20 protein-coding genes are annotated in these 21,115 nt (G+C 42.8%); 9 read left to right on the top strand and 11 right to left on the bottom strand.

Going from position 1 to position 21,115, the window contains the following annotated elements:
- Window positions 1-395 precede the first annotated feature (395 nt).
- The 4 genes from FD723_RS12620 to FD723_RS12605 all read right to left on the bottom strand — a co-directional run bounded on the left by FD723_RS12620 (window position 396) and on the right by FD723_RS12605 (window position 4,818).
- Window positions 396-2,207 carry an iron uptake porin gene (locus tag FD723_RS12620; protein WP_179065639.1) on the bottom strand — a complete coding sequence of 604 codons (1,812 nt, stop codon included), beginning with the start codon at window positions 2,205-2,207 and terminating at the stop codon, window positions 396-398.
- Between the two features lie 589 nt (window positions 2,208-2,796).
- Window positions 2,797-2,964, bottom strand: a complete 168-nt coding sequence (locus FD723_RS12615) for a hypothetical protein (protein WP_179065638.1) — start codon at window positions 2,962-2,964, stop codon at window positions 2,797-2,799.
- Between the two features lie 19 nt (window positions 2,965-2,983).
- Window positions 2,984-4,000: a glycosyltransferase family 2 protein gene (locus FD723_RS12610; RefSeq protein ID WP_179065637.1), complete on the bottom strand. Its 1,017-nt coding sequence runs from the start codon at window positions 3,998-4,000 to the stop codon at window positions 2,984-2,986.
- Between the two features lie 107 nt (window positions 4,001-4,107).
- A complete protein-coding gene (locus FD723_RS12605; protein WP_179065636.1) occupies window positions 4,108-4,818 on the bottom strand; it encodes a TVP38/TMEM64 family protein in 711 nt (236 codons plus the stop codon).
- 483 nt (window positions 4,819-5,301) lie between these two features.
- On the opposite strand from FD723_RS12605, the gene ssuD reads away from it, so the two are divergent.
- The 6 genes from ssuD (at window position 5,302) to FD723_RS12575 (ending at window position 11,118) form a co-directional block, all read left to right on the top strand.
- Window positions 5,302-6,450 (top strand): FMNH2-dependent alkanesulfonate monooxygenase, encoded by a 1,149-nt coding sequence (ssuD, locus tag FD723_RS12600; protein WP_179065635.1) that lies wholly within the window; start codon window positions 5,302-5,304, stop codon window positions 6,448-6,450.
- Window positions 6,451-6,580: 130 nt separating this feature from the next.
- Window positions 6,581-7,414, top strand: coding sequence for an aliphatic sulfonate ABC transporter permease SsuC (gene ssuC / locus FD723_RS12595; protein WP_179065634.1), 834 nt, complete (start codon window positions 6,581-6,583; stop codon window positions 7,412-7,414).
- Window positions 7,415-7,461: 47 nt separating this feature from the next.
- A complete protein-coding gene (locus FD723_RS12590; RefSeq protein WP_179065633.1) occupies window positions 7,462-8,232 on the top strand; it encodes an ATP-binding cassette domain-containing protein in 771 nt (256 codons plus the stop codon).
- Window positions 8,233-8,498: 266 nt separating this feature from the next.
- Window positions 8,499-9,002: a GNAT family N-acetyltransferase gene (locus tag FD723_RS12585; RefSeq protein WP_179065632.1), complete on the top strand. Its 504-nt coding sequence runs from the start codon at window positions 8,499-8,501 to the stop codon at window positions 9,000-9,002.
- Between the two features lie 122 nt (window positions 9,003-9,124).
- Window positions 9,125-10,072 carry a D-2-hydroxyacid dehydrogenase gene (locus FD723_RS12580; RefSeq protein WP_179065631.1) on the top strand — a complete coding sequence of 316 codons (948 nt, stop codon included), beginning with the start codon at window positions 9,125-9,127 and terminating at the stop codon, window positions 10,070-10,072.
- A gap of 95 nt (window positions 10,073-10,167) precedes the next feature.
- A complete protein-coding gene (locus FD723_RS12575; protein ID WP_179065630.1) occupies window positions 10,168-11,118 on the top strand; it encodes a D-2-hydroxyacid dehydrogenase in 951 nt (316 codons plus the stop codon).
- Between the two features lie 98 nt (window positions 11,119-11,216).
- On the opposite strand, the gene FD723_RS12570 is transcribed toward FD723_RS12575, so the two are convergent.
- On the bottom strand, window positions 11,217-12,416 hold the full coding sequence (locus tag FD723_RS12570) for an acyl-CoA dehydrogenase family protein (RefSeq protein WP_179065629.1): 1,200 nt from the start codon (window positions 12,414-12,416) through the stop codon (window positions 11,217-11,219).
- 91 nt (window positions 12,417-12,507) lie between these two features.
- The gene (locus FD723_RS42745) at window positions 12,508-12,633 is read right to left on the bottom strand and encodes a hypothetical protein (RefSeq protein WP_256875167.1); all 126 of its coding nucleotides are present in this window, start codon (window positions 12,631-12,633) and stop codon (window positions 12,508-12,510) included.
- A gap of 417 nt (window positions 12,634-13,050) precedes the next feature.
- Here FD723_RS42745 and FD723_RS12565 point away from each other — a divergent pair, with 417 nt between their 5' ends.
- Window positions 13,051-13,218, top strand: a complete 168-nt coding sequence (locus tag FD723_RS12565; protein WP_179065628.1) for a CopG family transcriptional regulator — start codon at window positions 13,051-13,053, stop codon at window positions 13,216-13,218.
- A 477-nt stretch (window positions 13,219-13,695) separates the two neighbouring features.
- Window positions 13,696-13,812, top strand: coding sequence for a hypothetical protein (locus FD723_RS42740; protein WP_372743802.1), 117 nt, complete (start codon window positions 13,696-13,698; stop codon window positions 13,810-13,812).
- Between the two features lie 370 nt (window positions 13,813-14,182).
- Here the strand turns inward: FD723_RS42740 and FD723_RS12555 are convergent, their stop codons facing one another.
- Together FD723_RS12555 and FD723_RS12550 are read right to left on the bottom strand one after the other, a co-directional pair.
- Window positions 14,183-14,956 carry a hypothetical protein gene (locus tag FD723_RS12555; RefSeq protein WP_179065626.1) on the bottom strand — a complete coding sequence of 258 codons (774 nt, stop codon included), beginning with the start codon at window positions 14,954-14,956 and terminating at the stop codon, window positions 14,183-14,185.
- Between the two features lie 416 nt (window positions 14,957-15,372).
- Window positions 15,373-15,780: a hypothetical protein gene (locus tag FD723_RS12550; RefSeq protein WP_179069129.1), complete on the bottom strand. Its 408-nt coding sequence runs from the start codon at window positions 15,778-15,780 to the stop codon at window positions 15,373-15,375.
- Window positions 15,781-15,847: 67 nt separating this feature from the next.
- Here FD723_RS12550 and FD723_RS12545 point away from each other — a divergent pair, with 67 nt between their 5' ends.
- The gene (locus FD723_RS12545; RefSeq protein WP_179065625.1) at window positions 15,848-16,513 is read left to right on the top strand and encodes a class I SAM-dependent methyltransferase; all 666 of its coding nucleotides are present in this window, start codon (window positions 15,848-15,850) and stop codon (window positions 16,511-16,513) included.
- A gap of 225 nt (window positions 16,514-16,738) precedes the next feature.
- Here FD723_RS12545 and FD723_RS12540 read toward each other — a convergent pair whose 3' ends face one another.
- The 3 genes from FD723_RS12540 to FD723_RS12530 all read right to left on the bottom strand — a co-directional run bounded on the left by FD723_RS12540 (window position 16,739) and on the right by FD723_RS12530 (window position 21,112).
- Window positions 16,739-18,052, bottom strand: a complete 1,314-nt coding sequence (locus tag FD723_RS12540; RefSeq protein WP_179065624.1) for a TldD/PmbA family protein — start codon at window positions 18,050-18,052, stop codon at window positions 16,739-16,741.
- 314 nt (window positions 18,053-18,366) lie between these two features.
- Window positions 18,367-19,227, bottom strand: coding sequence for a Tab2/Atab2 family RNA-binding protein (locus FD723_RS12535; RefSeq protein WP_179065623.1), 861 nt, complete (start codon window positions 19,225-19,227; stop codon window positions 18,367-18,369).
- Window positions 19,228-19,723: 496 nt separating this feature from the next.
- A complete protein-coding gene (locus FD723_RS12530) occupies window positions 19,724-21,112 on the bottom strand; it encodes a nitrate/sulfonate/bicarbonate ABC transporter ATP-binding protein (protein WP_179065622.1) in 1,389 nt (462 codons plus the stop codon).
- Between the last annotated feature and the right edge of the window lie 3 nt (window positions 21,113-21,115).

The following is a 21,115-nucleotide window of genomic DNA, read 5'->3' as shown; positions in this document are numbered from 1 at the left end:
TCAGACTTTTCTCTATTGGACTTCCAAATAAAAAAATATTCAATTAACTCTTGTGGGGTGGGCAACATGAGCGCCCAGTTGATATGGCTCTCGTGTCGCCCACCCCACAAGATTGGATAATTTATTTCTTGGAGGGAAACCCAACATATTGCAATATGTTGGGTTTCCTTCCGAATGGCACTAAATTAAAATACAACCCTTGGACTGACTCGTTCCCAGCCTCCAGGCTGGGAATCGATTTTGGGAGGCTCCGCCTCCAGTGGCTTGACCAGAGGCAGAGCCTCTGAGAATACATTCCCAGTCTGCAGACTGGGAACGAGGTTACGCAAGCCTTTCGGCTTTTCTTAGAATTCCCAGGCTATGAATACATTGAGCCTGGGGACTTCCGCGAAACGTTAAAACCTAAAGACTGTACGAACCCAAGCAAATAAACTATCAGGATTGCTGCTATCAGAGTCCGGTGCAGTAATCCAGATTAAGCCAGGCGTCACCTCAATATTATCTCCGATTTTATATTGATAGAATGCTTCAACGTGTAGGGAAGTATCTTTGTCCGCTTGTCCCGCACCTGCTCCCAAATTTACATTTGGACTGAGCCTGGTGATTTTCGGCTCCATACCAACTAAAACCCCTCCTAAAGCGCCTTGACTAAAAAGATCGGGGAATGCCAGCCCTACTGCCCAATCCATAGCATTACCATCTCCGTATCCCAAATAGCGGTGTGCTGCATAACTTACCCACCCATTGATTGCCAACTTGGGACTAACTTGATAGAACGCCTGTAGACCATAAAGGTTGCCTACAGTTCCTGCTCCAGGCACGGTGCTGTTTACCAGATTACTCCCGACTGCTGGGCCAAAATTTGTTCCACTAAAACCGATGGTATTTGCTGGGCTATAGGTATTAACGTAAGTTGCAGCCACCCGAAAATTCCGATTAGAAGAGTAATAAATTAACTGTGCTAAAGCTAAATACCTGCCTTTAAATAAGCCATTATTAGCTGTAGGATTATTACCGTTTGGTGCGCTGTACGCTATCCCGAATTGAAGCTGTTTGCCTAATTGCTGGAGTATGGCAATTCCGGGGCCGCTGTCTCCATAGTTATAGACCAAAGACCGCCGTGAAAATCGTGAAATCCCATTAGCACCAGTTGCAGAAGACGATTCAAAATATGGGTTAATGGGGCCAGAAAGACCGATCTCACTAGCTCCATCAGACAAGGGATAAATGTTGACTTGGGTACCTGGAAGAGGTTGAAACCGATAGCGAACACCACTAAGAATAATAGTGTTGCGTGCAAAAGTAATACTGGAGTTATCAGCAGTTCTCCCCTCATAAGTTCCTAATAATCCGGCTCTTGTTTGTCCTAATGATTCAATATTTCCACCACCTATTGTTATACCTAGTGAATCTTTACCGTTAAAACTGGTGTTTAACCGTAAAGAAGTTGAGCCTTGAAGTGTGACATTGCGAGGTGCTGGTCTCTTGGTGAAAACGTTATTGCCCGCAAAAACTGAGCCAACAACAATCTGACCTCGGCCTACAAGTTTAGTTGTGGTTGTAAACTGAGTTGATTCTAACTTCGCAGTTCGCGTTTCCAAGCTATCTACGCGTCCCCGAAGTTGAGCGAGTTCTGGAGAAAATTGTTCTTGTAGTTTTTTGATGGTATCCAAGTCTTCGCGTTTGACTAAATCTGCCGTTGAAGTTGCTATTAGCTCATTGAGGCGATCTAATGCTGCATTCAACCCAGCGGCAAACTCATAGCGCGTTAGGGAACGATCGCCTCTAAATGTACCATCTGTATATCCGGCAATTACACCGTAGCGCTCAACTAGAGACTGTAATGCTTGAAATGCCCAATCTGTAGGCTTAATATCTGACAGTTGCGAGACAGATGTCACTTGTCCCGCAGAATTATTTGGAGCTTTTTTGTCAGTTGGTGGTGCAGCTTGCAATAATTGCGAGACAGGTGTCACTCGATCTCGAAGATCATTGGGAGCTTTTTTGTTAGTTGGTGGTGCAACTGAAGTGTCTACTGTTTGATTGACAACTGCTTCTGGAGCTTTGTTCTTTTCTACTTCAGTAGTAGATACATCTGATTTAGGTACTTCAGCCTGGCTTTTAGCTGGAGAAAAAACCAGGATAGCTAGAATATCTAGCAACAAAAGCAGAAACACGATTCTATAATTCCAGCGCAAATTAGACATGAATCCTTAACTCCTCAACCTTAAAGATGAATAAACTAGCCCTCAATTTGACAGACAAAGCAGGATAAATCTTCGATCTAATGTTTGTTGTCAAGCATTAGGTCGTTTATTTAGCAACGCTTTGCTGGTGAGAAAGGTACAAATCTCTGATGGATATCGAAACCAATACTAAGCAGATGAATGTACAATCCAAAATTATTGTTAACTGATAACTATGACGTTTTTAAGAATACTAGAAACGTCTTGGATGAAACAATCACTGATTTAGCAAAGACTTCTCTCCTTTTAAGGCAAACTCAACCACACGCTATCTAAACTGATACTTTTGAGACATCCTAGATGCCGTTTTTTTGGTTATGCTGTACAAAATTAATCAATGCCTACTGACATTGACTAAAGCTTGATTTTGATTCAAGTGACTATTTGCCAATTAACACTAATTTTTAATGTAATTAGCTATCTTTTGACAGCATCAATTGTTTAGTTAAATACGATACTTCTATCGATTTACCGTACTTTTGTAGAATTATCTTTGCATAGAGCTTGGTACAATGCAAGACCCAGTACTTTTCTCTCAGGCGAAAATATGTCAAAATTCTTGGCTAAGTTCACTCAAGCAACTGCGATCGCCCCAGAGCAAATAAAAAAACTCCACCCCCTTGCAGGATGGAATTTTAGGGCGTTGAGAACGGAGTATGGGTAAGATTTCCCAATCCTCAGTCATTCTTTCATCCAAGCTTTTTGAAACTCCTTTCATCGGGATTGCCTTTCTTTGGTCAATACTTGTCTAGATTTTGCATAGTAGGATCTTCTAAATTATCTAGTTTGTCAGGATTGCTTGTTGAGTTGGAAGATTTGCGATCAAAACCAGCTACCTCTGCCAAAGTATAGAGGGGTCTGGCTTTAACTTCTTCGTAGATGCGCCCTATATATTCACCCAAGATGCCAACACTAACCAACTGGACAGATCCGAGAAAGAAAATTGCCATCAAAATAATCGTAAACCCGGTTAAAGGTGAATGAGGCACAAAAAGACGCCAATACAAGACCAATAGGGCCATTAAGATGGCCGCCGCCGCCGCTACTAACCCTAAGTAGGTTGATAATCGCAGTGGCACTATTGAAAAAGACACTAGACCATTAATAGCAAGGGCCAAGGATTTGCTAAAAGTATATTTAACTTCCCCAGCAAAGCGAGGATCGCGCTCGAACCTAATTGCTGTTTGCTGAAAGCCAACCCAAGAACGTAGACCACGAATATAACGGGTACGTTCTGGCATAGAATTAAGAATATTTACGATCTGCCGATCCATTAAACAAAAATCACCTGTATCAGTAGGAATCTCTACATCTGCCAAATTCTTAAGGAGGCGATAAAAGGAATAGGCGGTCAAACGCTTAAACCATCCTTCCTGAAGGCGTTGAGTGCGTTGAGCGTAGACGACCTGATAGCCCTGTCGCCATTTTTCAACCATGTCGGGGATTAGTTCTGGTGGATCTTGTAGGTCAGCATCCAGGATGACGATAACTTGACCCCGAACAAAATTAAGACCAGCTGTAACTGCAATTTGATGACCGAAGTTACGAGCAAAGCTCAAGTAGCAAATTCGCGGGTCTTTTTGATGGAGGTCTCGTAATAATTGTAAGGAGCGATCGCGGCTACCATCATCGATCAAAATTAATTCGACAAGACCATCCATCCGATTCATGACTGCACTCAGTCTGCGGTACAGTTCAGGAATAATTTCTTCTTCGTTATAAATTGGAACAATGAATGAATACTTTGGTAGCATCTAAAAATTTTGTTTAATTTTTGAACAGCCAAGCTGACAGACTGCTTGCGATCGCAAGGGTTTGGTTCTCAGTATACTTAGTAAAACTCAAGTTAGATTGTTATAGTTTATTTATTCTTTGAGTTAATATCATCTGAAGAGTCTGATTTTTTAAGCCTTTCTACAGCTTTTTGAGGAAAAGTCCGACGATGGCGATACCAAGTAGATCCTGCTACCAGCGTCCCCGTTAAGCCTAAGGCAAGTACTAGCGGTAAAAAATCGCCTGTATTGACTGCTTTTAAACCAGAACTACCTAATAATACAAAAGGCAAAACACTTGGTACTGTTCCTAGTGTTGTACCTAAAACATAATCTTTAAAGCTGATCGAAGTCAGTCCCGCAACAAAGTTGACCAAGCCGTAGGGCATGATCGGTACTAGTCGGATGGCAAACATATAAAAAAGCCCTCCCCGACGCACCTCAGCATCCATAGCTTGCCAGCGTCCTGCTAGTCGTTTTGCCACTGTTTGGCGTCCAATAGTCCGAGTAAAAATAAAGGCAATTATTGCCGCAATCACTGCTCCAACACTAGTCCAGACAGTACCCAGCCAAGGGCCAAAAATTGCACCTCCAGTCAAATTGAGTACCGTTGAGGGCAAAACTAACATTGTTGCGACAACGTACAGGGCAATATAAATTACAGGTGCCCAAATACCAGAAGATTTTAGCAATGCTTGGATTTGGGCTGGTTCAATACCGCCAAGAAGATATACTGCTATACCAGTTGCAATTATGCAACTCAGTGTGAGTAGCAAGATACCAGCTTTCAAGTTCCACACTAGAACTTTACTCCTACTTTTTTGTAACTCAACCCAATCTTTCTCAAATTTCATCCTTGTAGAAAAGCGATCGCGTCTTGCAGAGAAACCCAGTTCAAGTTCCTGTCTCTACATTCTTTTTCAGCAAATGTCTATTGTATTAGATAGTTTTAGCCATGAGCGATCATAACCTTTATTCAGGCACAGACAAAGAAACCACAAGGAGCAAGGCTTCTATCGATCAAACCGAATGTGAACACTTCAAAGTCGCAAAATGTGAGTAATTAACACAAAACTTGTATTCTTCACGACAGCCATTGTTGCAACAAAAGTGTCATGATTATCAGAACTGCCCGTGAAAAAGTCAATTTTGTGGGCAGTTATTCTTTATGAATCGTTAATCTATACTGGCGTTTTAAATAATTTCCTGTAGAATACTGACTATAAACTACGGTAATTCGGTCGAGCTACCGTAGACTTTTATCCTTACCCTGCCTGACACAGATGCAAATTCTTTGGTTTATTCCTACTGGATCTCATGACGGACGCTATTTAGGCACAGATATAGGCTCTCGTGTTGCGACACCTGACTATTTGCAGCAAATTGCCCAAGCTGTAGATAGTTTAGGCTACACAGGCGCATTGTTACCCACAGGAAGTTCTTGTGAAGATGCTTGGATAACTGCCGCTGCTTTTATATCTGTCACCAAGCAGATGAAATTTCTGGTGGCAATTCGTCCAGGAATTACTTCCCCTGGTGCGGCTGCAAGAATGGCAGCAACATTTGACCGGATTTCTAAAGGAAGATTGTTGATTAATGTGGTGACAGGTGGAGATCCTGTACAACTGGCTGGGGATGGACTGCATCTTAGTCATGACGATCGCTATGATTTAACCGACGAATTTCTGACAGTTTGGCGGGGTATCGTCAGCGGGGAAACAGTCGATTTTCAGGGAAAATACCTGGATATCAAAGGCGGTAAACTCTTATTCCCACCAGTGCAAAAACCCTATCCACCTTTGTGGTTTGGTGGCTCATCTGCTGCTGCCAAGCGGGTTGCTGCTAAACATATTGATGTTTACCTGACTTGGGGCGAACCTCCGCAGCAAGTGGCTCAAAAGATTGCCGAAGTCCGAAAATTAGCGGCCCAACAAGGTAGAACAGTCCGTTTTGGGATTCGCCTGCATGTAATTGTGCGAGAAACCGAGTCAGCTGCTTGGGATGCGGCCAATGAGCTAATTAAGTATGTCGATGAGGATGCGATCGCCAAAGCTCAAAAAGACTTGGCTAATTCTGATTCTGAAGGACAGCGGCGCATGAGTCAACTACATAGCGGTAGTCGAAAAACCTTAGAGATTAGCCCCAACCTGTGGACAGGAATTGGATTGGTGCGGGGTGGTGCTGGTACGGCACTCGTTGGAGATCCCGACACCGTTGCCGCGAGGATGCTGGAATATCGCAATTTGGGGATAGAAACTTTCGTTTTCTCTGGATATCCCCATTTAGAAGAAGCGTATCGCACCGCTGAATTATTATTTCCACGTCTACCTTTGCAGAACGAACCTGCACCTTTAACACCACCAGTTTTGAGTTCTGTTGGCGAAATTATCGGCAATGAAAAATTTACGAAACAACTAACGAGTGCTTCATGATGCCAATTTTAGATTTTGGATTTGGAACTTTGGATTAAGTAAAAACGCCAAATTTAAAGTCTAAAATCCGAAATTTGCTACTTCTAGATTCATCCTTGTGGACAATCTAAAATCTAAAATCCCAAATTCCATGACTATTACCCTTAAACGCACCAAAAGCAATAACAGCAATCCAATATTCCTGAACGAATTGTGGGAAAATCAACAATTCCAGCAGATAGTTCCTTGGATTGTGCCTATTACCGTATTAGTTCTTTGGGAAGTTGCTTCCAGAACTGGTCTACTTTCAACCAGAATTTTACCAGCACCAAGTGGTGTAATCGCTACAGCAATTAAACTAGGCTCAACTGGAGAACTGTTCCAACATATAGGAATTAGTGCTGGGCGGGCGATATCTGGTTTTATAGTTGGTGGCAGTATTGGCTTTGGTTTGGGATTACTCAATGGCTTTTCCCGCGTAGCAGAAAAGTTATTGGATAGTTCCTTGCAAATGCTCCGTACCATCCCCAACTTGGCATTAATTCCCCTAGTGATTCTCTGGTTTGGTATTGGAGATCAAGCTAGATTATTTCTAGTATCTATGGGGGTATTTTTCCCGTTATATCTCAATACATTTCATGGCATCCGTAGTGTTGACCCTGGACTGATTGAAATGGGAAAAGTCTATGGATTGAAAACACCACAACTTCTGTGGCAAATCATTTTTCCAGGAGCGTTGTCTTCAATTCTTGTTGGTGTCCGTTTTTCCTTGGGGATTATGTGGCTGACACTAATTGTGGCAGAAACGATCGCGGCAGATTCCGGTCTTGGTTATATGGCAATGAATGCCCGTGAGTTTATGCAAACCGATGTTGTGGTTTTGAGTATTGTAATCTATGCACTGCTAGGTAAATTAGCAGATGCCGTTGCCAGAGGATTAGAAACAAAATTCTTGGCTTGGAACCCCAACTATCAAAAGTCATAAATGTAATTAATTAAATTCCAATTGTTGTAAACAAGGAGGTTTTGCAAGTGAGTTCAAATGTACAGGGTACACAACTAAGTATTTTGGATTTGACGAAAGCTTTTGGCAAGAAAACTGTTTTAAACTCGTTGAATTTAGAAGTTGAAGCAGGTGAGTTTGTCGCTATTGTCGGACGAAGTGGTTGTGGTAAGAGCACCTTATTGCGTCTTGTGTCAGGATTAGATAAAGCAACTTCCGGCGGAATACTACTAGATGGAGAACCACTGCGTAGACTCAGCGGTTCTGTAAGAGTGATGTTTCAAGACCCCCGTTTGTTACCGTGGAAGCGCGTTATCCAAAACGTAGGGTTAGGCTTGCAAGGTGATTGGCGTGAAAAAGCTTTGTGGGCACTTGATAAAGTCGGACTCAAAGATCGGGCTGATGAGTGGCCTTATGTTTTATCTGGTGGACAACGGCAACGGGTATCATTGGCAAGAGCATTAGTTAGTCAACCCCGTTTGTTGTTGCTAGATGAACCTTTGGGAGCATTGGATGCTCTAACTCGCTTAGAGATGCAGGGTTTAATTGAAAATTTGTGGCAAGAGCGGAGATTTACTGCCTTTTTGGTTACTCATGATGTGGAAGAGGCTGTGGCGTTGGCAGACCGAGTGATAGTGATTGATGAAGGACAGATTTCTGTAGATTTACCTGTGAGACTTTCACGCCCGCGAGATCGAAGTAGCGAAGTGTTTATCAATATCAGAGAAGCCGTTTTAGAGCGAGTTATGAGTAATGAAAATTCTCAACCAAATGATAAATTATTGCAGTTGAGTAGTTGAGATTTAGCTTTCATAAGTTGATTGATGTAATGCTTGAGGTAGCTGCGGTAAAATAGGCTACTTCGAGATTAAAACTTCCTCTTGAAAAGCAGCTATAGGAATCGAAAATTATTTATGAATACTTAAAACAACTCTCAACTCTCCTCTATACTGTTCTGGGTAATTTTTTCATACTCACAAACTAGACAAAGCAAAAGATAGTAATTATTAACTTATATAGCTTTATTGAAAATAAACATCAATATCTATTATTTATATTTAATCTAATGATAATCAGAAATTTAACAAAGTATGATGCAGAAGATTATAGACAGATCAGATTAGAAGCTTTATATAAAAATCCAGATTCATTTGGTACGTCGTATCATGAAGAAACAATTAAGACGATAGAACAATTTAGAGAGAGAATACCAGTAAATAACAATAACTTTATTTTGGGCTGTTTTGAGGATAAAAAGTTAATTGGAATAGTCGCATTTCACCAAGAATCAAGAATAAAACTCAGGCATAAGGCATATATTAGTGGTATGTATGTTAAACAAGAATATCGAGGAAAAGGCATAGGTAAATTATTACTAAATGAATTAATTGAAAAAGCAAAAGCTATTAATGAAGTAGAAATATTGTTGCTTGATATTGTTAAAAATAATTTCTTAGCAAAACAACTTTATTTATCATTAGGTTTTCAAATATATGGAGTAGAAGAAATGGCATATAAATCTAATCATCAATATTTTGATCTGGAGTTTATGCGTTTACAGATTAAATAAAAATATCTTGATTCTTGCTAAGTATTCTAATTAATTTAGACTAAGAAAAAAAGGCATTTTTTTTAATCAAATAGAGACAATTTCTAAAGATAGCTCTGTAAAAAAATAAGAGGTAATCTACAATGAAGCTGATTTTACCGCTAGATCTCGTTGCTGACATTGAGCCTCATCTACCGCCTGATACAGAGGTTGTCAGGGTAGATGTTGAAGGAAATTTAGACGGCGATGCTAGCGATGCTGAAGTTTATTTCAGTTGGTTTTTATCCAGAAGTCCGACGCTGCATAAAATAATAGAAGCAGCACCTGCATTGCGTTGGCATCATGCACCAAATGCAGGAGTGAATCACATCCTGACACCAACTTATTTGAAGAGAGATATTATTCTCACAAATGGGGCGGGAGTGCATGGAATTCCGATCGCAGAATTTGTAATTACTTATATACTGGCTCATGCCAAACACCTGCCAGAGTTATATGCTTTACAGGCGGAACGTCACTGGAAAAGAGGCTTTGCTATCGAAGAGTTGACAGATGCAACCTTGCTAATTATTGGCGCTGGTGGTATCGGTCAAGAAATCGCCGCCCGTGCTAAACCCTTCGGCTTAAGAATTATTGGCAGTCGCCGCCATCCCCAAGCGTTACCCAATTTTGATAAAGTAGTGGGTGCTGATGAATGGCGATCGCTCCTACCAGGGGTTGATTATGTAGTTATTGCAACACCCCTAACTCCCGAAACCAAAGAATTTATTGATGAATCTGTATTGCGATCGCTACCAAATCATGCTTACCTAATTAATATTGCTCGTGGTGGCGTAGTTGATGAATCGGCATTAATCAAAGCGCTTACCGAAGGTTGGATTGCAGGTGCAGCATTAGACACAGTTAACTCTGAACCGTTACCACCAGAAAGTCCTTTGTGGTCACTTCCTAACATCTTTATCACACCCCATACTTCCGGGCATTCCCCAAAAAGTAAACAGCGTTCAATCGCGCTATTTATCGATAATCTCAAGCGTTACCAAGCTGGTCAACCGTTAAGAAATGTAGTAAACAAAGAAGCAGGATACTAAACAATTAAAAATTAAAAATTAAAAATGAAGAGGTGTTGCCGATTGGGTTGCACAATCCAAAATTAAAAATCCAAAATGGAATTAGGGAGTAGCAAATGGTGAAACTAATCTTACCAGATCATCTAATTGCAGATATTGAGCCACACCTACCATCTAATATAGATGTTGTGGAGGTGGATAGTGAAGGTAATCTTGATGGTGATGCCAGTGATGCCGAAGTTTATGTCAACGGATTTTATCTGAAAACCTCTACCCTTGACAAAGTACTGACAGCAGCACCCGCGCTACGTTGGCAACAGTCACCAAGCGCGGGCGTAAATCATATCCTCACACCAACTTTTTTGCAAAAGGATATTATCCTCACTAATGGCGCAGGGGTTCATGCAATTCCAATTGCAGAATTTGTATTGGCATTCATGCTGTATCACGCTAAGAATTTGCGAAAATTGCAAACTTTGCAAGATGAACACACTTGGGTAAGGGGAGTATTTCTCGAAGAGTTAGCAGACGCAACTTTATTAATTCTCGGCACTGGGAATATTGGTCAAGCGATCGCATCTCGTGCTAAAGCCTTTGGAGTTACAGTTTGGGGTAGTCGCCGCCATCCCGAACCCCTAGCGAATTTTGATAAGGTTGTGGGTGCTGATGAGTGGCGATCGCTCCTCCCGGCAGCAGACTATGTAGTTCTTGCTACACCATTAACTCCAGAAACTAAAGGTTTGATTGATGAAACTGCATTGCGCTCTATGCGTCAGTCTGCTTATCTAATTAATATTGCTCGTGGTGCGATCGTAGATGAAGCTGCATTAATCACCGCATTACGTGAAGGATGGATTGCTGGCGCTGGATTAGACACAGTTGCAACCGAACCTCTGCCATCGGAAAGTCCCTTATGGTCGCTACCAAATGCCTTTATTACACCCCATTGTTCAGCCTTATCGCCACGTCTAAGAGGACGCATAGCACAACTGTTTATCGACAATCTCAAACGCTACCAAACCGGTCAGCCCTTGCGGAATGTTGTAGATAAGCAAGCTGGATACTAAATATTGGGCATTGAAAAGAGGCAGAGGGGCAGGGTGCGGGGGGCGGAGGGGAAAATTCTTCTCCCCTGCTCCCTGCCCTTGCGCGTCCCAATTCCCCATCACTTAACTTTCAGCACCGACTTGCCTAAAGATTGGCAAATAACATCATTTTGCGGTGTATGGATACGGCTGCACAAAACGTCACGGTAGTGTCGCTCTAAAGGATTCCTCTTTAACAGACCAGGATTACCAGTTAGTTCTAAAGCAATCTCCACGGCACGAATTGAGTTTGTTGTGGTGAGATATTTAACAGCTTGTGCTTGTAATCCTATGTTCGGCTCATACTCGCCCTTATCAATATCTTCAGCCAAGCTATAAATCAATCTATTGTTAGCAAACAAGAGTGCTTCTATTTCACCTACAGCAGTTTGGAAGCGGGGCAAAGTTGCCAGTGGCTCTTTAAGATTAGAAGGCGATCGCTCCCAAAGATATTTAGTGAGCCAGTCTCGCGCACTAGTAGCCACACCGAGATATAAGGCACTCACTGTCAAACTACCCCAAGTAGAAATTAGCGGATCGAAAGATGGTGCAGCAGATATAGGACTGATACTAAGAGCATACTCTGAGGGAATTAATACATTTTCTAAAATTAGATCGTGACTACCTGTAGCCCTCATTCCCAAGTGATCCCAGGTTTCGACAATTTGCAAACCTGGCAGATCGCGCGGAACCAGAAAACTTCCAACTTGTGGTTCATCCTCAGTTGTCCGTGCCCAAACAACAAAGTAACTGAGAATGGGACTGCCCGTGGTGTACTGCTTATGTCCTGTTAAACGCCAGCCTTCTGTTGTTGGTTCGGCAATTGTTGCAGGCAATCCGCCTCTAGCTGGTGTTCCTAACTCTGGTTCAACACGGGCAGCATTCAAGAGGGCAATACCTTCGATCGATTCACGACACAGCCGCTTATATACTTCTGGATGCCAGCGGCGGCTACGGGACGCATGAGCATGTTGAAGGTAGTGCATTGTCAATACTAATGCGGTGGAAGCATCGCCACGCGCTATCCCTTCAATCACTCGGCAGATAGCTGGCAGCCCCAAATCCTGACCACCAAATTCACGCGGGATGGTCAGGCTAAGTAGTCCTGCCTCATGCAAAGCAGTAAAATTCTCGAAGGGAAAGGAACCATCTTTGTCATGTACCCCTGCACGGGTGGCAAAGTCCTTGGCCAGAGCCTCAACTCGCTCGAAAATATTGGGGAGAGTTTCTAAGCCTTTGGCTACAAAGGTGTCTGGCACTGCTTGCTTCAACTGTGACATAAATACTCCTTTAAAACTCACTTTACTACTACTGAATCCCATCCCGCAAAAAATTGATGTTTCTGCAAACTTGTAGATGCTTCCATCGGAGTTAAGCGATCGCAACTACTTGTAGTCTAAATCTGTTCATCTCGATCTCAGGTGTTTTGGCGATCGCTAACAATACTACTAAAAGTCGGTCGGCTTTTAGTAGATGAAAGCTTCGTAAGTATGACATAAACAGTTTCCATAGAGCAAGCCAACTAGTAGTCTGCCAACCCAAAAATTCTAAGTGAGGACTGGGTAAAGGGGAAAGGGAAAAGGGTAAGAGATTTAAACCCTTTCCCCCTTAACCGACAAGTATTGGGTTAGATTGCCTATCAATTTGCTAACAATCTGATTAGAGGTTATGTGATAATACTTACTTTTACTTTATATATATTTATATTTTTTACATTTAATTTATAATTACTGTCTGGAAAGTAGCTAAACTTTGTACTTTACAATATATTAGACATCTTCACTAATTGCTGAGGAAAACATCCTATCCAACTTCACGATTACTTGAATGAAATGTCATTAGTTATACCATTGTAGTAGCAGTCTACATGATTGATATTAGAGAAGTAGTTTAAAAACATAGCTTGTCTAATACATGAATAAAAAATGGGCTGCTAAACGACTTACCATCAACCTTACCTCAAGCGAGGCACAGAAGCTTGAACAATACTGTTCAATAACGGGGAGACCTGCGACTGATGTAATTCGGGAGTTAATTCGCTCTCTTTCTTCTAAAGAGGAAAAAGCTTCTGAACTCTCGTAAATCACACTGTACAAAAAATAAAACCAGGGTAAGTACATCTGTCTCAACTTGTGAATGAAATATAGTGCTTAACAGTTATCAGCTAACAGTGAATCCTCATAGCTAAAGTTAGAGGATTTAAATAAAAACACTCTCTTACAAAGTTCAGAGCGGAGAAAGTCTCCACTCTGACTTTTGCCTATTAGACGTGCTAATCGCGGTTTTTTAGAGCCTGCCCTGGCGAATATAGCGGTTCTCGCTTGAGTGAAATACAAAAGGTGGGAAGATGATGAATGCTGTAGCAAAGTGTATCTGGGATGAAAGCATACTCCACTGACCTTCGCCAAAAAGTGATTGATGCGTATAAAAATCAAGAAGGTTCTCAAAGACACCTGGCAAAAAGATTTAGTGTGAGTTTAACGTTTATCCAGAAGCTAGTAAAGCGATGCTGCAATGACTTTTACTGGCGGTACCAATGCGTCGGCATTTGAGACCTATGTGACTCAAGTTTTGGTTCCGAATCTTTGGCCAGGCGCAACTGTTGTCATGGATAACTTTAGTTCTCATAAAGTTACTGGTATCCGCGAAGCGATTGAAGCTGTTGCAGTTGACTAGCAATGTCTGAAGGAAAGATACTGTGATTGTCACGGCTGAGAACTAACTCTACCAACTGGCGTGTTTTGCTACGTTCAACGTAAGTAATAGCCTTGCTAAGAGGGTGTTTATAAATAAAAGATAAGTCAGTTGTATCTGATTCACCGTGAGTACTCTTGAAGTTATATGAGCTTCACTCAACATCATCCGTACAAAGTTATAACATATTTAATTTTCTTCATTGTCAAATTCATTTTGACGGTTAGAGAGACGCGATAATTTGCCGTCTTTATAGGTAATTTATGATACAGCAATCCTAAATAATTTGTGACGAACAATATCCCCGACTGATTGAAAAAGTCGGGGATAGACAATAATTTCATTGTAATAATTAAGCAGTCTTAAAAAATCGAATGATTTCGCGGACATGATCGAGAAATTGCCCGTCGGTAGAAAGTTGCGCGATCGCATTTCTGGCTTCTCTTGCCAAACGCTCATGTTCGGTTTGATTTGTCGCCCGTAATTCCTCGAAGTTAGCCGCAATTCGGGCTAAGTCTCTGCGAGTCTCTTCAGCAAAACGTTGTTGAGTTGCAGAGAAGGAATAGGGCTGTTCTGGGTTGAGTTGATCTTCCAACGACTGAATTTTTTGTTCCAATGTAGAGAAGCGATCGCGCAGTTCAAAAATATCTTCACGGGGATACTTCCATTCTTGGCGAATCATCGCTAACCGCGCATATAAGTACTCATAAGCGCGAATCGCGGGACGCAGAATTGTTAATAACAAAGCTGCACCAGAACTTATATATCCCACCGTACTAATACCTGTAGCAGCCAGAGTATAAAGACCAACGGCTGAGAATAAGTGTAAAGCAATGGCAACCCAGAGCGATCGCTTGGCCAAAAGTGTGACATACTTCACTTGTTTCTCATCGACTGGAATGCCTTTCTCAGTTGATTGTGCTGCTTCTGCTAAGACTTCTTTGGCTTGAAAATGCACATTCCACGGTACGGTGACAATTACCAACAGCCACCAAAAACTTGCACCACCAATCACCCAATCAAGAAAGTTACCCGCAGGGATGTGCAAACATTGCAGTAGTCCAAAAGCCGCCAGCACTACAACTACAATTCCGGCTATAGAACTGATAAAAAAGTTAATATACATCTTGCCCTGTCTCCGGTGAAACTATTACCTCGATCATGACTGTAACCCAGCAGTTATACGTAAATTATTGTGATGGTTTTTCTCTTTGCACACACCAGATTTTCGATCAGATAGCTACGCCAATTACATCAATTTTTAGATTAAATAGACCACGCAGAGCCAAGGCAGTTTCTAACTGCTGATTTAACTTGAATTCGATAAACCTCTCCCTGCCTTAAACTAAAGTTCAAGCCTGTCCCTCTCCGACTCGGAGAGGGACGGTTTTGCGTAGTAAAATCAGGGAGAGGTCTTTTTTAAAGCTAATTGACACTATATGACTCGTCGAACTCACGCTGATTTAACGTTGGGTTGACTACCTTTTTATGCAAAATAGCAACAGAAAGGATTGTGATGGTTTTTCGAGTTGCACATACCAGCTATTGGATGAGATAGCTACGCCAAGTTGATTGAGTTTTTTTACTACCTTTGTCTGGAAGCAGCAATCGCCAGGTTTTACCTTCTTGCTGAATTTGCAGGTAAACGTCAAAGGGTTTTTGTGGTTGCGTCAAGTGCCGTTTTGGTAACTTAACAATCAAGTCGTAGGTTCCCCGAACGTGGAAAGCTGGTAAATTTTCAATCGTCAGGGGTTGTTCCTGGGTAATTGATAGCCGCTTGATTTCAAATCCTTGAAAATCTAAATCCAACTGTTGGCTAAGTTTTTGTTGAGTTTGTTCTAGCCCAAGTGCGATCGCTTTTTGCACTAACTCGCTAGTCGGTAGCAGTCCAATACTGCCACAAGCTGTTACTAACACTAGCAATATTGCTGTCAAAACTAACCGCACCATGTTATTCCTGAGATTCCACTTATCAGCGATAGTATAACTGTAGATTCTCTTAATTTTCTCATCTACCATGCCAAAACAGTCTATAGGTCTTGATAACCAACTCTACAATTATCTTTTATCTGTTTCGCTGCGGGAACCAGAGATTCTTAGGAAATTGCGCCAAGAAACTGCCAATCATCCCAGGGGTGGAATGCAGATTTCACCAGAACAAGGGCAGTTTATGAGACTTCTGGTACAGTTAATTGGAGCCAAGAAAACTCTGGAAGTGGGAGTGTTTACAGGTTATAGCTCACTTTCTATCGCTTTGGCACTACCGACTGATGGGAAAATCATTGCTTGTGATGTGAGTGAAGAATTCACTGCGATCGCGCGCCGATATTGGCAGGAAGCTGGGGTTGCCGATAAAATCGATTTGCGATTAGCACCAGGTTTGGAAACTTTAGATCAGTTATTGGCAACTGGGCAAGCCGAGACATTTGATTTTGCTTTTATTGATGCCGATAAAGAAAATTATGATGGATACTATGAGCGATCGCTGCAATTAGTCCGTTCAGGTGGATTGATTGCGATTGACAATGTTTTATGGTCAGGACAAGTAGCTGACGAACAAAATCAAGATGAAAGCACCCAAGCACTCCGGGCGCTCAACAAAAAGTTACATCATGACGAACGGATAACACTCTCCCTTGTCCCCATCGCCGATGGACTTACTTTAGCCATCAAGCGACCTTAGAGTGCTGAGTGCTAAGTGAGTAAATTGATGGATAAATTTCTTGTAGAGACGGCGATTTATCGCGTCTCTCTAACCGTCAAATTCATGTTGTTGGGCTGCTAGATCCCCGACTTCTTCAAGAAGTCGGGAATCTGAACACCACTAACCTCTCAAAGGTCAACAAAAAAGTCAGCGTCCTCCCACCAATAAGCAAGAGTGTCTTGATTCAGAATTCTGAATTCTGAATCAATTGCTTCTCCCTGTGGTAGATAGCCCTTCTACAATCAGAGATGGAGTATAACAAGAACCATTCCAATCACCATCATTGCCCAATGTCACCAATTGCTTCAGGGCTGTGTAGACATTACCTGCAACCATCGTATCTTTAACGCGCCCAATTACGTGACCATTTTGGACGCGGTAGCCTAAATCAACGTTAATCGAAAAATCTCCAGAAATACTGCCACCACCACCCAGCATTTGATCCACAATTAAGCCATCATCTAGTTGTTTAATCAAATCTGGTAGTGATGCCGAACCTGGCTGGATGAGAAAATTAAATAAACCAGGGGTGGGATAGCTGCCTAAACCGGGGCGAAAACCATTTCCGGTGGTGTCAGTACCGAGTTGGCGTCCGGTGGTGCGATCGCCATAGAAATGCTGTAAAATTCCGTTTTGGATAAATATTAAAGATTGAGTTGGAGTCCCTTCATCATCGAAAGGACAACTGTAAGGGCCAGCTTGTGGGTCTTGGTAGAGGGTGAGGCTGGGTGCAACTACTGCTTGACCCCGGTGTTCTGCCCAAGGGGAAGCTACTTCTAAGACTCGCTTGCCATTCAACGCTGCTTGCACAGTACCCCAAAGCATATCAGCAGCTTTAGAAGTAAACAAAACCGGGATGCGACCAGTCGGAGGTGAGATATTTTCTCTAGCCCAAATTAACCGTTGTAAAATTTGGTTAGCTAATCTCTTCGGATCTAGTCCACCCCGTTGAGTTTGTCCATCGGCAACATTCAAAAAATCATCGCCACGTACCCATTCAGCGGATACATAGCAACTGAGGGTAGTGTCAGTATAGTGACAATCTAAACCTTTGGTATTGACTAATCTCGTGGTTTCAATATCACATTCCCAGTCACCATTGCAGACAATATCGGGATAGGAATCACGGATAATTGCGATCGCTTCTTTGCCCCAATCTACCAAAACCTCTATAGGCACACTTTCCCCTAAATCTGGGTAGGAGGGCTGAAAATTAGAGCCTAACTCTACTGGTTCCGGTTGATTAAGTTGACTTAGTGCCAAAGCTTTCTCCACCATGACATCGGCTGTGACAAAACCGTAAGCTACCGTTAGTCCCGGACGCCCGTTTCGCCAAAGCCGTAGTGCTGTACCTTCAGATTGGTTGGTTTCTAGCTGTTTGAGTCGGTTTGCCTCAAAAAACACTGGACGAGAAAGCGATCGCGACTGATACACCTCAGCTGCTTCTGCTCCAGATTTTATAGCTAGTTCCAGCAGCTGTTCTGCTAGTGTATCTTGTGACAAATTTTCAGAACCCATGACCCTTAGTGAATTGTGGATTTTGAACCGCATATCAACGCTGTCCAAGAAAGTCCGAATCGCCAAAAGCCGACAATTAGACTTTCTGCTGATAAACGCAGATAACCATCCAAAAATCATCAGCATGTTTCAGCAGTTGCGTTGAAACCACAGATCAACACTGATGGACGCAGTTAATTATCCCAAATCATTGTCATGTCTCAACGTTTATAGTCATTAGTCATTGGTCATTGCTCATTGGGAAAGAGGAGGCAGAAGGCAGAAGTTCTTGAATTTTGAATTTTGAATTGATTTTTCTCCCCCAGTCCCCATATTCAAAGATTAACCTCTTGCAACAGCCAAAAACCAGCAAAAGATTGGGCTTTGGGATCAGACTGGACACCGATAAAATGCACACCGTTAGCTTTTTGCTTGGCTTCTTCAAAACCTTTGGCTTCTGCTAAAATTTGAGGTTTTTTGATATTTGCTACAATCCAGCTTTCAGTGACACCAGTTTCTAACAGCAATCTCGCCTCTTCACTAGTATCAAATCTTAAGAAAGCCAATTCCAAACCAGACATCCAACCCGCCAAGGGCAAGGCTCTTGGTGAGAAAATTAAAATACCAGGAATACGGGCTTCGGGTGACACTTGCACCAACTCTAAAGGGAAAGCTTCACCAAAGCCAATTTCCCACTCTGGCATTTCTGCCAAATCCGCAGCATCTAAGGTAACAAATACCCACTGCTGTCCTTCCAAAGCATCTGGTAAACGTTGCGGCAAAGGTTTCTCTAAGCGGACTGAGGGATTAGTACCCCCTTGATAGCCTGGTTCTTGGGGATAGACTTCCTTTATCCGGTGTTCTAACCATTGGTTGAGAACTAAAGTCCGGCGGCTAGGCTGGGCGGGAATGCCCAAATCTTGGCAGGCTTTAGTAATCATATTGTTCATTTGGCGGCGGAAAAAGCGGATTTTAATTGGTGCTTTTCCAGCTTGGTTAATAGCCTCCTGCAATGCTGTCCGCAACCAGCCCGAATTTACCTGGGTACTGGGACAATATTGAGCATAACGAAACAAAGAATCTGCTTTTGCACCGATATCCAAGGGGCTTTCGCAGACTAAGACTTCCCAAACTTTTTTTTGGTTAGCGTCCAAAATCGGACGGGAGTAAAAATCGATTTCCCAAATACTGCCCATGTTTTGCGGTAAAAATCTGGCTGTTATGTTTTCCTGATATGTTGATCATACGAGTCTTGGGGCAGCATTTGGCATTGGAAATTGATCGAACAGAATTCAGGAGTCAGGAGCGGAGCCGGAGACGCTCCGCCTCCGGTCATAATGGGCTAAACCTTAGCTATCCGCTAACAGAATGAATTTTGACCGAAAAAGCAGATAGCGCAGCGTTAGCGAGTCTGAATCCCCGACTGATAGCGCAGCGTAAAGCCTTCTCTATGAAGACGCTACGCGAACGGCATGGCTTCTCTACGAGACGCTGCGCGAACGCTTAGAGCGAGTCCTCGGTAGCGAGTCTTCGAGCGTCGCGTCTTTATTCTGACTCCTGTTAGCGCAGCGGGGCGTAGCCCATTCTGACTTCTGAATTCTTCTTCAACTAGGTTCTGAATCTAAGCCTTGGATTCCACTTTAAAATTTGGCGTTGCTGAATTGAAAGTATCTCCCTCATCCCCGTCATCTCTCATTCCATCGACTCAGATTCACTACTTGGCGTTGCCGCTAGCTCTGGCAGATACAATCTATCTTCACTAGCGTCATACTCAAACAATTCGGCATAACGCCCCCAATCTACGGCTGTGGCAAATTGCCGCTCGGCTTCTTCATGGGGATAGTATTCATCAAGTAAATCGATAAAGAAATCCGCTCGCATTGAGCGATTTCGTTTTTCCCGCAATGTCTGCACCATGCTAACGACGACTGGCACATTTGATAGCACTTGCTGCCGGAATAGGTCTTTACTGCGGAGAATAGTTGTAGTTGCAAAATCTTGTCCAATCTCAGTGAGAAAGACATCCCCTTGTGCAACCTCAGCAAAGCCCAACATCACGGTTGCATCAAGCATTGGTAGGAGATCGTCAACGGCTAGCCGGATTCGTTCTGCCAAACGGGGAATATCATCTTTGCCCTCTGGTTGATCGACAATTAACTCCAACAGACCGCTAATACCGCCGACTCTGACGTGAGGCAGGGGTTTGGCATAGGGCGATTCTTGGATTGCAGCAGGCGATCGCGATATTTCTATAGTAGTTGATGTGGTTGCTGCAACTGCCCCAGTTACTTCTACGTCTGGGTTAGTCATCACCGTGTAGATATAATCTATCAGTGATTTGAAGCGGATACTGGTGCGATCGTGAGGCCGCGGCAGATCAATCACTACCTCACCGCGAATATACCCCGGATTTGATCCTAAGATAATTACCCGATCTGCCAGAAACAGCGCTTCTTCAATATTATGGGTGACAATCAAAATACTTTTGGATGGAAATGTGCCAGCATTCCATAAATCATCAATTTCCCCCCGCAGGTTCTCAGCTGTCAATACATCAAGGGCGCTGAATGGCTCATCCATAAATAGTACTTGTGGCTCCAGTACAAATGCCCTGGCAAAGCCTACCCTCTGCCTCATTCCCCCAGACAACTCTTTAGGATAGGCACTTTCAAAACCATCCAAACCCACCAAGTCAATGGCTTTAAGCGCTCGTTGTCGTCGCTCATCGCGACCAACACCTTGGGCATCTAGCCCTAACTCGACGTTTTCCTGTACTGTCAGCCAGGGCAGCAGTGCAAAGCTTTGAAATACCATTGCGACTCCAGGGTTTGCACCTTGCAGGCGTTTACCATTGCTGATTACCCTACCTTCACTTGCTGGAATCAAGCCTGCCATAATCCGCAGCAAGGTACTTTTGCCGCTGCCACTACGCCCCAGTAATGCTACTACTTCACCCGCAGCTACCGTCAGATTAATGTTGCGGAGAACCTTAAATTCACCTTTGCCCTCTGGTAGTGGGAAACTCTTATTGACCTGTTCGACAGAGATTAATACGTTATTAGTAACTTGGGTAGAAGTCATCCT

This window comes from Nostoc sp. C052 (assembly GCF_013393905.1).
Taxonomy (GTDB): Bacteria; Cyanobacteriota; Cyanobacteriia; order Cyanobacteriales; family Nostocaceae; genus Nostoc.
This window is presented reverse-complemented; position numbering and strand designations above follow the sequence as displayed.